This window comes from Nonomuraea sp. NPDC003707, assembly GCF_053587055.1.
The window spans coordinates 383949-395806 of the sequence record NZ_JBSFNK010000004.1 but is presented as its reverse complement, the minus strand read 5'-3'; the positions used below and the strand labels follow the sequence as shown (position 1 = coordinate 395806).

Here is an 11858-nt window from a genome sequence, read left to right as displayed (position 1 = left end):
GATGAATCCAATCCGGGGGTGGTGGAACGCGTCACACAGCCAGTGACCTGGCCCTGGTGAAGACGTCGTCGAGCATCTGGGCGGTCACCCGGCCGGTGAACGTGTTCTGCTGGCTGGGGTGGTAGCAGCCGATCAGCGTGACGGGGGCGCCGGCGTGGCGGACCTCCACCTCGGCCCCGTGGCCGAACGGCGGCCTGGCGCGCGGCAGCTCGTATCCGGCGTCCTTGAGCGCGGGCCACACGGCCTGCCAGGCGTACCCGCCGAGCGCCACGACCACCCGTACGTACGGCGCCACCAGCGCCACCTCCCTGGCCATCCACGGGAAGCAGGCGGCCTTCTCCGAGGGCAGCGGCTTGTTCGCGGGCGGCGCGCAGCGCACCGAGGCCACCACCCGCGTGTCGATGAGCCGCTGCCCGTCCCCGGCGTGGGTGCTGGTCTCCTGCGCGGCCAGGCCGGTGCGGTGCAGCGAGGCGAACAGCCAGTCGCCGCTGCGGTCGCCGGTGAAGATCCGCCCGGTGCGGTTGCCCCCGTGGGCCGCCGGGGCCAGGCCGACCAGCAGGATCCGCGGGCGCTCGGCGCCCCAGCCGGGGACCGGGCGGCCCCAGTACGTCTCGTCCGCGAACGCGCGCCGCTTCGCCTCGGCGACCTGCTCGCGCCACTCCACCAGGCGGGGACAGGCACGGCAGACGGACTGTCCGGCCGTGAGCTCCGCGAGGGTGTCACTGGTGGCGGCGAGGCGGCGCACGTCCGCGGGGTCGTGGGCGACCGGGGTGTCAGCGGTCGCCGGGTCTTCCGGCCAGCCGGTGCCAGGAGGTACGAAGCTCATGACACCGATGGTGCCCGATCACTTGGCGGGCTTCGGCGTGGGAGTGGGCGGCGGGGTCGGGCAGGCGGACCTCGTCGTGGTGGCGGCGTCCGGATCGGCCATCCCGTCCTGCTGGATCAGCGGCAGCGGGTAGCGGTTGAGTATGGGCTCCCCGCACGACCTGTCGACCGTGTATCCGAAGTCCTCGGGGTTGGTGGTCAGCGGCTTGCCGTCCTGGTCGTAGAGGTAGACGTCGCTCAGCGGGGTGCCGTCCTTGGCGTACGGCTTGATGTTGTAGACGTCGTTGTTGGACGACGCCGCGTCCACCCACACCGGCTCCGGGTTCGCCATGGCGATGCGCGCCCCTTCGGAACCGTACGACGCGGCCTCCACCATCCCGGCGAACAACGCCAGTGCCGCGACCAGGTTGAGCGCCCCGACGAGCCCCGCGGCCAGCCGTCCCCTGCGCCGCCTGCCGATCCAGACCGAGATCCAGACGCCCGCCGCGACCAGCGCCCAGCCGGCCAGGTCGGACGGGACGATGCCGCCCTCGCCGGTCAGCGCCAGCAGCAGCAGGGCCAGCAGGTAACCGCGCAGCACCCACCACCCGGGGCGCAGCTCCGGTAGGAAGCCCACGAAGCTCCGGTACGGCCCCTGGTCCATCAGCCGGGTGTGCGCGCCCAGCGCCCACGCCCGCGGGTCGATGCGGCGCTTCCCGCCGCTCTCGGGGCGGTCGCCGTACGCGGCCGCCAGCTCCTCGGCGTAGACCTCGGGCGGGCCCAGCCGGTCCTCCAGCGGCAGCTCCGACTCTGCCGCGATCTCGGCCAGGTGGTCGTCGAGGTCTTCGAGTAACTCGCCGCGCTCGGGATGGTCTGCCAGGGCATCCCGTACGGCCTGTGCGTACTGTTCGGGGGTCATGCTTGTCCCTCCTTGAGCAGGGATGCCATGGTCGCCGAGAACGAGGTCCAGGTCTTGGCCGAGGTGGCGTACATGGTCCGGCCGACCTCGTTGAGTCCGTAGTACTTGCGGTGCGGCCCTTCGTCCGAGGCGACCACGTACGACGTCAGCGCCCCGGCCTTGAACAGGCGGCGCAGCGTGCCGTAGACCGAGGCGTCGCCCACCTCCTCCAGGCCGGCCTCTCTCAGCCGGCGCACGACGTCGTAGCCGTAGCCGTCGCGCTCGTTGAGCACGGCGAGCACGGCCAGGTCGAGCACGCCCTTGAGGAGCTGGCTGCTATCCACGTAATGCACACTACTGTGCAAAGCGCAGTAGTGGCAACGAGAAAACCGGGTGGCGCCCACGAGGGCTGCCACCCGGTCCGGTCAGCCTAGGCTGCGGCCTTTGGCGGGCAGGTCGCCGAGTAGGAGGCGACGCCCGAGGACGCGGCGTTCGGGCTGGTGACGACGAGCTCTACGGTGCCCTCCGTCTTGGTGGAGTTCTGCGCTCCGCCGATGCCCCAGGTCACGTCGAGGCTGCCGTTGACCGTACGCTCGAGCGTGTTGTGGTCACGGACGCCGTTGACGACCCAGTAGTACTGCACGGTGGTGGGGCCGGTGCTGGTCAGCGTGGCCTTGAAGTCCACCCCGGGGCCACGGCCGTCGTTGCACATGTCAAGCCGGGTACCGGAGACCGTCGCGCTCGAAACCGAGACCTTGGGGGCGGGGGCCGGAGCCTCCGCGTCCTTGCACCAGACCTTGTAGTAGGCCCGGTTGGAGGAGGCGCCCTCGGGGCTCAGGATCTCGAGCTGCGCCCAGCCGCGCTGGCTGTGACGCGGGGAGATGCCGAAGCCGACCTTGCGCGTGTCGTAGACCTTGACCCTGCCGTAGTCGGCCACTTCACCGTTGAGAATCCAGCGGTAGCGAACCCACGTCGGGCGGTTGGCCTCGATCAGGCCGACAAAGTCGATCTTGTCGCCGGGGGTGCAGACGCCGGAGTACGAGTCGGGGCTGGCCCATGCGCGGGCGGACACCGCCACGTCGAGCTGCGTACGCCCCACGTCCTTCGGCTCCTGGCAGGAGACGGAGAAGTAGCCCTTCTTCGAGGTGACCTTCTTCGGACCGAGGACCTGAACGGCCTCCCAGCCCTTGACGTTCTCCTTGAAGGTGATGGACTGCCTGACCGTCACCGACTTGGTGCCCTTGCCCGAGAGCTTGAGCACCTTGACCTTGCCCTTGGACCCGTCGCCGTGGAGCCAGCGGTAGGCCAGCTCCGTCTTGCCCCGGACGGGGACCTTGATCTTGGCCGAGAAGTTGACCTTGACCGGGCAGGCTCCCTCGTAGTCGCCCGCGGACACCGCGGGCGTCGACACCGAGACCTTGGGAGCGGCCTTGGTGGCGGCCGTCGCCGCCTGGGCGGGGCTGGCGACCAGGCCCGCGGCCAGGGCGGCCAGCACCGCGGCGGACGCGCCGAACGCCGCCGCCTTACGTGCTAACCCAACAGACTTCATGTGAGAGTGCTCCATTCCTTTGAGGGAAGAGACGCGCTCGGGAACGGTCGCCACGCCGGCACCTTCCGTGCACAGCAATATGGCAAAGCCCCCGTAATGCCCCTTTACCTAACCACAATACTGATTGCACGCTCAACACAGGCCATAGACCTGAAATGTCCGGATTTCTTCAGCTATCGGGCGATAGACCAGGCGATACCGTCAAGGATGTCGTGTTCACTGACCACGACCTGCGAAAACGCGAAACGACGGACGATCCGGTCAAGAATTAGCGCGCCGGCGCCAATCACGTCGACCCTTCCCGGGTGCATCACCGGAACCTCGGCACGCTCACCATGGGTCATCGCCAGCAGCCGCCGCGTCACTTCATGTACCTGCCCGGCCGAAATCCGCGAGTGGTGAATTCTGGCCGAGTCGTAAGCGGGCAGATCGAGCACCATCCCCGCGACCGTCGTCACCGAACCCGCCAGCCCCACCAGCGTGCGGGCCCGCTGCACGGGCACCTCCGCCTCGACCCTGTCGAGCGCCGCCTCGATGTCGGCCACCACGGCCTCCAGCGCGGGCGCGGAGGGCGGGTCGCCGGCGTCCTTCAGGTGCCGCTCGGTCAGGCGCACGCAGCCGATGTCCACCGACAGCGCCGCCTCGGCGTGCTCGGAGCCGACCACGAACTCGGTGGACCCGCCGCCGATGTCCACCACCAGGTACGGCGGCAGCGGCCCCTGCGGCATCTCGGTCTCCGGCGACAGCCGGACCAGCCCCTTGGTCGCCCCCACGAACGAGAGCTCGGCCTCCTCCGCCCCCGACACGACCTCCGGCTCCACCCCGAAGATCTCGCGGACCCCGTCCACGAACTCCTGCCTGTTGGCAGCGTCCCGGGTCGCGCTGGTGGCCACCACACGGGTCCTGACGGCGCCGTGCCGGTCGATCAGCTCCCGGTAGACCCTCATGGCCTTGAACGTGCGCTCAAGGGCGTCAGGGGCCAGCCTGCCGGTCCTGTCGACGCCCTGGCCGAGGCGGACGATCTCCATCCGCCGCTCGACGTCGTCGATGAGATCGTCGCCCACGTCGGCGATGAGCAGGCGTACGGAATTGGTGCCGCAGTCGACGGCGGCTACACGCATGGTCCGTCACTCCACCAGTCGGGGAGGGCGTCGAGCGCCTCCCTGCCGAACGGGTTGCTCCCCGGTGCCGCCAGCTCGTGCGCGACGAGCGCGTGCAGGCACTTGACCCGCAGCGGCATGCCGCCCGTGCTCTGCATGTCGCGCGGGAGCGGCTCCATGCCCTCCTCCTTCGCCGCCTCGTCGCGCCTGGCGACGTAGTCGTCGTGCGCGGCGCGGTAGGCGGCGGCCAGCTCGGGATCGGTGGCCAGCCGGGCCTGCATCTCCCGCATCAGCCCCGAGCCTTCGAGCGTGCCGATGGCCGAGGCCGCCTTGGGGCAGGTCAGGTAGTAGAGAGTCGGGAAGGGCGAGCCGTCGGGCAGCCTCGGCGCGGTCTCCACCACGTCGGGGTTGCCGCACGGGCAGCGGTGCGCCACCCCGCGCAGCCCTCTGGGCGGCCGCCCGAGCTGCAGTCGCACCGTCTCGACGTCTTTACCGTCCAACACTTTCCTTCCCCGTCACGGCCCGGCGGCCGGTGCCCTTGTCGGCGGCCTCCACCGACTCCCAGAGCGTCTGGTACCACGGCGGCGGCGCCGGCGCCTGCTGCACGGTCGCCGGCTCCTTGATCTGCTGCTGGTCCATCACCACGTAGCACTTCTCGCCGGGCCCGCAGTAGTGCAGCCGTTCCTTGGCCGTCTTCTTGATCCAGTTGGGATCGTCGCTCTGCCGGTCGCGCTCCAGCAGCGTCTGCTTCTCCGCCTCGACCCTGGCCTTCTCCGCCCGATGCTCGGCGATGCTGCGGCGCAGGCTGATGTACTCGCGGACAGGGTAGGCCAGGCTCATCGCGATCGCGCACACCACGACGGCCAGGATGGCGGCCCGCCCGGTCAACTGCGGCCTTTTCGCCATTTTGGACACCCCCCTGCTTATGGCCTATACGGCGCGGAGGCGGCGTGGTCGCTTTGGAGCCGCCGCCTCGCGGCCGTATTCGAAACTAGCGCCGGAAGCGCGGGAAGGCGGCGCGACCCGCGTAGCGGGCGGCGTCGTCGAGGAGCTCCTCGATGCGCAGCAGCTGGTTGTACTTGGCCACCCGGTCCGAACGGGCCGGGGCGCCGGTCTTGATCTGGCCGCAGTTGACCGCGACCGCGAGGTCGGCGATCGTCGTGTCCTCGGTCTCGCCGGAGCGGTGGCTCATCATGCACTTGTAGCCGTTGCGGTGGGCCAGGTCCACGGCGTCGAGGGTCTCCGACAGCGTGCCGATCTGGTTGACCTTGACCAGCAGGGCGTTGGCGGTGCCCTCCTTGATGCCGCGCTCCAGCCGCTCGGGGTTGGTGACGAACAGGTCGTCGCCCACGAGCTGCACCTTGTCGCCGAGCGCCTCGGTGATGGCCTTCCAGCCGGCCCAGTCCTCCTCGTCGAGCGGGTCCTCGATGGAGACGAGCGGGTAGTTGGCGACCAGGTCCGCGTAGAACTCGATCAGCTCCTGCGCCGACAGTCCCTTGCCGTCGATCGTGTAGACGCCGTCCTTGTGGAACTCGGAGGCGGCCACGTCGAGCGCCAGCGCCACGTCCTCGCCCGGCACGTAGCCGGCCCGCTCGATGGCGACCAGGATCAGGTCGAGCGCGTCGCGGTTGGACGGCAGGTTGGGCGCGAAGCCGCCCTCGTCGCCCAGGCCCGTGGCGTAGCCCTTCTCCTTGAGCACGCCCTTGAGCGCGTGGTAGACCTCCGTGCCCATGCGCACGGCCTCGCGGAACGTCTCCGCCCCGATCGGCGCGATCATGAACTCCTGGATGTCCACGTTGGTGTCGGCGTGGGCGCCGCCGTTGAGGATGTTCATCATCGGCACGGGCAGCACATGGGCGTTGGGGCCGCCGACGTAGCGGAAGAGCGGCAGGTCGGCGCTGTCGGCGGCGGCCTTCGCGACGGCCAGCGAGACGCCCAGGATGGCGTTGGCGCCGAGCTTGGCCTTGTTGGGCGTGCGGTCCAGGTCGATCATGATCTGGTCGATGATGCGCTGGTCCTCGGCCTCGATGCCGTTGATCTCCTCGAAGATCTCGTCGGTCACGGCGAGGACGGCCTTCTCCACGCCCTTGCCGCCGTAACGCTTGCCGCCGTCACGCAGCTCGACCGCCTCGAACTGGCCGGTGGACGCCCCGCTCGGCACGGCCGCGCGGCCGGTGCTGCCGTCGTCGAGCACGATCTCGACCTCGACCGTGGGGTTGCCTCGGGAGTCGAGGATCTCGCGGGCGTATACGACCTCGATGGTAGCCACGGGATTGCGCTCCTAAGTGAAAGGCGATATGCCATCAGAGCCTATCGGTACACCCGGACGCGGGACCGCACGGTCACCGGACACCGAACCGGGCACCGCAGGGTCAGGCCGATTCCCAGGCGCGCACCCGGTCCCGGTACGTACGGGCGGCCGCCCGCAGCTCGGCCTCGGCGTCGAGACCGGCCTCCGCGGCCCGGCGGACCAGGTCGAACAGCTCCCGGGCCACCCCCTGCCCGACGGCCGCCGCGAGCGCGTCGGGCGCCCCGGCCCGCTCGGCCCGGCGCACCAGCTGGGCGGCCAGCGACAGCGCGGGCTGGCCCATGGGAACGCCGTCGAGCACCGACTCCCGGCCCTTGGCGGCCCGCTCGGCCGCCTTGATCGCGTCCCAGTTGTCGTTGACCTCGTCGGCGCTCTCCGCGCGTACCGAGCCGAAGACGTGCGGATGGCGGCGCACCAGCTTCTCGACGATCCCGGCCGCCACGTCGTCCATGTCGAAGTCCGCGGCCACCCGCGCGTGGAAGACCACCTGGAGCAGCAGGTCGCCCAGCTCCTCGCGGAGCGCCGGGTAGTCGCCCTGCTCGATGGTCTCCAGCACCTCGTACGCCTCTTCGAGCAGGTACGGCACCAGCGACTCGTGCGTCTGCTTGCGGTCCCACGGGCACTCGGTCCGCAGCCGGTCCATCACGGCGACCAGGTCGAGCACCCGCGCCCCCGGCAGGTCGTACGAGCCCGGCACCACCTCGATCAGCGGCGGCTCCTCGAGCGCGATCGCGGCGTGCCCGACCGCGCGCATGAACTCCTCGTCCTCCTTCTCGGAGGCCGAGGCGAGCCACACCACGCTCTCGCCGACGGCCCGCGCGGCCAGCCCGCGCGGGTCGGGCTCCACGACCTCGACCGTCACCCCCGCCTCCGCCAGGTAGGGCAGCTGCGGATGCGCGGCGGACCCGGTCAGCACCGGGCCCGAGCGCAGCACCTGCCAGGCCTGATGGCTCAGCAGGCCCGGCGGGACCCTGGGCGAGGTGGTGACGACGGTCAGCGGCACGGCTCAGCCCTGCGGCTGCTGCTGCTGAGGCGCCTGCTGCGGGGTGGCCTTGCCGAACCTGCCGGCGTCCACGAACAGCGACGGGTTCTCCTGCGACGGGTTGGCGTTGACCACACCGAAGCGGGGGTTGAAGATCGTCTTGATCGAGGCGAAGTCCTGGCGGAGCTTGTCGAGCCCGCCCTGGCCGGCCTGCTGCTGCAGCTTGGCCATCCCGACCGCCGTACGCGCGTACTCGCGGGCGTAGCTGGGCGCGACGCCCAGGGCCAGCAGGTTGATCTGGGGCGACTGGTACTGGCCGGGGTCCTGGAGCTTGGCGTCGATCTCCTTGTCGGTCACCTGGACGTTGTTGCGCGCCATCAGCTGCTTGGCGGCGCTGATGTCGGCCAGCCGCTGGAGCACGTACTGGCTGACCGGGACGCCGAGCGCCGTCTCGTCCAGCTTGTTCTGCTTCAGCGCGGCCTTGTAGGCCTCCGCGTCCCTGTTGAGCTGACCCGTCGAGATGCGCTCCTTGCCCACCACGGCCGCGGCGCCGGCCTGCATGGGGGAAGAGCAGGCGGTAAGCGCGATGCCCACCGCGGCAGCGGCCACAGCCACTCGTATCGACTTCACGTGCGTCCCTTTCCGACCGAAAACCGCCGCTAGCTTACCCGCGCTGGCTCGAGGAACATCGCCTCGACCAGGTCACCGCACCATTTGAGCAGGTCGAGATCCCGGAGCGGCTGCCCACCGAGCGGCTTGGTCTTGGGCACCGGCACCAGCAGCGTCTCGGCCGCCTGCTTGTATATCGCCTTCTTGTACAGCCGGTCGAGCCGGACCTGCTGCGACTCCCTCAGCCTGGCCGGGCCGAACTTGATGTTCTGGCCCTGCAGCGTCACGTCCGTGAGCCCGGCCTGGCGCGCCTTGATCCGGAACTTGGCCACCTCCAGCAGGTTGTCCACCTCCGCGGGCGGCTTGCCGTAGCGGTCGGTCAGCTCGGCGCGCACCTCGTCGATGTCGGCGGGGGCGGCGATGGCCGCGATCCGCTTGTACGCCTCCAGCCGCAGGCGCTCGGAGGTGACGTAGTCGTGCGGGATGTGGGCGTTGATCGGCAGCTCGACCTTGACGTCCTGCTGCTCCTCCTGCGCCTCGCCGCCTTCGAGCTTGGCCTTCTGCTCCTGCACGGCCTCGGCCATCAGCCGTACGTACAGGTCGAAGCCGACGCCCGCGATGAACCCGGACTGCTCGGCCCCGAGCACGTTGCCCGCGCCGCGGATCTCCAGGTCCTTCATGGCGACGTACATGCCCGCGCCCATCTCGGTGTGCTGCGAGATCGTGGCCAGCCGCTCGTGCGCGGTCTCGGTCAGCGGCTTCTCCGGCGGGTAGAGGAAGTAGGCGTAACCGCGCTCCCTGCCCCGCCCGACGCGCCCGCGGAGCTGGTGCAGCTGCGACAGGCCGTAGTTGTCGGCCCGGTCGACGATCAGCGTGTTGGCGTTGGGCACGTCGAGCCCGGACTCGACGATCGTGGTGGAGACCAGCAGGTCGTACTCGCGCTCCCAGAAGCCCACCATGATCTTCTCGAGCTGGTGCTCGTTCATCTGCCCGTGCGCCACCGCGATGCGCGCCTCGGGCACCAGCTCGCGCAGCCGCGCGGCCACGCGGTTGATCGAGGCCACCCGGTTGTGCACGAAGAAGATCTGCCCGTCGCGCATCAGCTCGCGCCGGATCGCCGCCCCGATCTGCTTCTCCTCGTACGGCCCCACGAACGTGAGGATCGGGTGCCGCTCCTCCGGCGGCGTGAGGATCGTGGACATCTCGCGGATGCCCGTCAGGCCCATCTCCAGCGTGCGCGGGATCGGCGTGGCCGACATGGCCAGCACGTCGACCTGCGTGCGCAGGTGCTTCATCGCCTCCTTGTGCTCGACGCCGAACCGCTGCTCCTCGTCGATGATGATCAGCCCCAGATCCTTGAAGCGGACCTCGGGGCTGAGCAGCCGGTGGGTGCCGATCACGACGTCGACGGCGCCCGACCTGAGCCCTTCGAGCGTGCCCTTGACCTCGCCGTCGGTCTGGAACCGGGAGACCGGCTTGAGCGTGACGGGGAAGCTGGAGAACCGCTCGGTGAAGGTGGACATGTGCTGCTGGACCAGCAGCGTCGTCGGCACCAGCACGGCCACCTGCTTGCCGTCCTGCACCGCCTTGAACGCCGCCCGCACCGCGATCTCGGTCTTGCCGTAGCCGACGTCGCCGCAGATCAGCCGGTCCATCGGGACGCCGCGCTCCATGTCGCGCTTGACCTCGTCGATGGCCTCCAGCTGGTCGCCGGTCTCGGCGTACGGGAAGGCGTCCTCCATCTCCCGCTGCCACGGCGTGTCGTCCCCGAACGCGTGGCCCGGCGAGGCCATGCGGGCGGAGTAGAGCCTGATCAGCTCCCCCGCGATCTCCTTGACCGCCTTCTTCGCGCGAGACTTGGCCTTGGCCCAGTCGGCGCCGCCCATGCGGTTGAGCGTGGGCGCCTCGCCGCCGACGTAGCGGGTGACCTCGTCGAGCTGGTCGGTCGGCACGTAGAGCCGGTCGCCCTTGGCGTATTCGATGACCAGGTATTCGCGGGTGGCGCCCTGGACCGTGCGCTGGACCATCTCGATGTAGCGGCCCACGCCGTGCTGCTCGTGCACCACGTGGTCGCCGACCTTGAGCTGGAGCGGGTCGACCATGTTGCGCCGGCGCGACGGCAGGCGCCGCATGTCCTTGGTGGACGCCTTCTGCCCGACCAGGTCGAGGTGGGTGAGCACGGCCAGGTTGGACGTGATGAAGCCGTGCTCGATCAGGCCCGTGCTGACGTGGACGACCTTGGGCTCGGGCGCCTTGTCCAGGAACTGCCGCAGCCTGGCGGGCACGTCGACGCCCTTGAGCAGCTCGACCATCCGCTCGGCCGGCCCGTGGCCCTCGCTGAGCAGCACGACGGCCTTGTCCTCGGCCAGCCAGCCCTTGATGTCGGCCAGCGCCTTGGCGGTGTCGCCCCGGTAGGCCTCGGAGTCCTGCGCGTCGAGCTCGACCCCGCCGCCGAACGGCGCCATCGTCCACCACGGCTGGCCCAGCGCGTCGGCGTGGTCGCGGATCTCCTCCAGCGTGCGGAACGCCGCCGCGCCCAGGTCGATCGGCGCCTCGCCGCCGGCCGCCGCGTTGATCCAGGAGGCCTCCAGGAACTCCTGCGACGTGCGTACGAGCTCCTCGGCCCGCCCCCTGATCCGCTCGGGGTCGCACACGAACACCGCGGACCTGACCGGCAGGTGGTCGAGCAGCAGGTCCATCTCGCCGGCCAGCACGGGCGCGAACGCCTCCATGCCCTCGACCGGCGAGCCCTCGGCGAGCTGGTCGAGCACCTCGGCCAGCGCCGGGTGCTCCTCGGCCAGCTCCGCCGCCCGGGTCCTGACCTCGTCGGTCAGCAGCAGCTCGCGGCACGGCGGCGCGAACAGCCCTTCCTCGGCCGCCTCCAGCGAGCGCTGGTCGGCCACCTTGAACCAGCGGATCTCCTCGACCGTGTCGCCCCAGAACTCCAGCCGCAGCGGGTGCTCCTCGGTCGGCGGGAACACGTCGAGCAGCCCGCCGCGCACGGCCACCTCGCCGCGCTTCTCCACCATGTCGACGCGGTGGTAGCCGTTGGTCACCAGGCGGTCGACGACCTCGTCGAGGTCGGCGTCGTCGCCCGCGCGCAGCCTGATGGGCTCCAGGTCGCCGAGCCCCTTCACGATGGGCTGCAGCAGCGCCCTGATCGGCGCCACGATCACGCTGAGCGGCCCGGCCGCGCTGTCACCCTTGATCGGGTGCGCCAGCCGCCGCAGCACCGCCAGCCGCTGCCCCACGGTGTCGCTGCGCGGCGAGAGCCGCTCGTGCGGCAGCGTCTCCCAGGCCGGGAACACGGCCACCGAGCTGGGCTCGATGAGGCTGGTCAGCGCGGCGGCGAGGTCTTCCGCCTCGCGGCCCGTCGCGGTGACCGCCAGCACGGCCCGCTGGTCGTGCGTGGCCAGCGCGGCCACGCCGAACGGCCGCAGCGCGACGGGCGCGACCAGCGCGACATCGCCGCCCTCTTCGAGAGCGGCGGTCAGTTTCGGGTCGGCGCGAACAAGGTCAAGTAGCCCGGAAAGACTCATCAGATACGCCCACAGCCCCACGACGGCAACACGACTACCCCCGGCCGGGTCAGGTCGCGGGGGTTCTCT

At 70.5% G+C, this 11858-nt stretch carries 11 protein-coding genes; all 11 read right to left on the bottom strand.

Translation table 11 applies throughout. The annotated features are described in order from the left end of the window. Positions 1–31: 31 nt before the first annotated feature. A complete protein-coding gene (locus tag ACWDRB_RS12675; RefSeq protein ID WP_449893340.1) occupies positions 32–826 on the bottom strand; it encodes a uracil-DNA glycosylase in 795 nt (264 codons plus the stop codon). Positions 827–844: 18 nt separating this feature from the next. Continuing rightward, on the bottom strand, positions 845–1723 hold the full coding sequence (locus tag ACWDRB_RS12670) for a hypothetical protein (protein ID WP_449893338.1): 879 nt from the start codon (positions 1721–1723) through the stop codon (positions 845–847). Further along, positions 1720–2046, bottom strand: coding sequence for a PadR family transcriptional regulator (locus ACWDRB_RS12665; RefSeq protein ID WP_364242371.1), 327 nt, complete (start codon positions 2044–2046; stop codon positions 1720–1722). Before ACWDRB_RS12665 ends, ACWDRB_RS12670 begins: the two co-directional genes overlap by 4 nt. A gap of 86 nt (positions 2047–2132) precedes the next feature. Then, complete coding sequence (locus ACWDRB_RS12660) at positions 2133–3251, bottom strand: hypothetical protein (RefSeq protein ID WP_449893336.1); 1119 nt, start codon at positions 3249–3251, stop codon at positions 2133–2135. Positions 3252–3424: 173 nt separating this feature from the next. Continuing rightward, complete coding sequence (locus tag ACWDRB_RS12655; protein ID WP_350725782.1) at positions 3425–4372, bottom strand: Ppx/GppA phosphatase family protein; 948 nt, start codon at positions 4370–4372, stop codon at positions 3425–3427. After that, the gene (locus tag ACWDRB_RS12650; RefSeq protein ID WP_355197405.1) at positions 4363–4851 is read right to left on the bottom strand and encodes a DUF501 domain-containing protein; all 489 of its coding nucleotides are present in this window, start codon (positions 4849–4851) and stop codon (positions 4363–4365) included. The genes ACWDRB_RS12655 and ACWDRB_RS12650 overlap by 10 nt, the downstream gene beginning before the upstream one ends. Then, entirely contained in the window at positions 4841–5257 is a 417-nt protein-coding gene (locus tag ACWDRB_RS12645) for an FtsB family cell division protein (RefSeq protein WP_350725786.1), read from the bottom strand. Before ACWDRB_RS12645 ends, ACWDRB_RS12650 begins: the two co-directional genes overlap by 11 nt. Before the next feature lie 85 nt (positions 5258–5342). Then, positions 5343–6620 carry a phosphopyruvate hydratase gene (gene eno / locus ACWDRB_RS12640; RefSeq protein ID WP_363970698.1) on the bottom strand — a complete coding sequence of 426 codons (1278 nt, stop codon included), beginning with the start codon at positions 6618–6620 and terminating at the stop codon, positions 5343–5345. 103 nt (positions 6621–6723) lie between these two features. Continuing rightward, positions 6724–7662, bottom strand: a complete 939-nt coding sequence (locus ACWDRB_RS12635) for a MazG family protein (RefSeq protein WP_355197407.1) — start codon at positions 7660–7662, stop codon at positions 6724–6726. Between the two features lie 3 nt (positions 7663–7665). After that, positions 7666–8271, bottom strand: coding sequence for a SurA N-terminal domain-containing protein (locus ACWDRB_RS12630; RefSeq protein ID WP_350725791.1), 606 nt, complete (start codon positions 8269–8271; stop codon positions 7666–7668). A gap of 29 nt (positions 8272–8300) precedes the next feature. After that, complete coding sequence (mfd, locus tag ACWDRB_RS12625) at positions 8301–11789, bottom strand: transcription-repair coupling factor (RefSeq protein WP_449893332.1); 3489 nt, start codon at positions 11787–11789, stop codon at positions 8301–8303. Between the last annotated feature and the right edge of the window lie 69 nt (positions 11790–11858).

Excerpts from the sequence above, each read along its gene's own strand:
- ACWDRB_RS12675 (WP_449893340.1), bottom strand. The coding sequence starts at position 826 with ATGAGCTTCGTACCTCCTGGCACCGGCTGGCCGGAAGACCCGGCGACC.
- ACWDRB_RS12670 (WP_449893338.1), bottom strand. The coding sequence starts at position 1,723 with ATGACCCCCGAACAGTACGCACAGGCCGTACGGGATGCCCTGGCAGAC.
- ACWDRB_RS12660 (WP_449893336.1), bottom strand. The coding sequence starts at position 3,251 with ATGAAGTCTGTTGGGTTAGCACGTAAGGCGGCGGCGTTCGGCGCGTCC.
- ACWDRB_RS12655 (WP_350725782.1), bottom strand. The coding sequence starts at position 4,372 with ATGCGTGTAGCCGCCGTCGACTGCGGCACCAATTCCGTACGCCTGCTC.
- ACWDRB_RS12645 (WP_350725786.1), bottom strand. The coding sequence starts at position 5,257 with ATGGCGAAAAGGCCGCAGTTGACCGGGCGGGCCGCCATCCTGGCCGTC.
- mfd (WP_449893332.1), bottom strand. The coding sequence starts at position 11,789 with ATGAGTCTTTCCGGGCTACTTGACCTTGTTCGCGCCGACCCGAAACTG.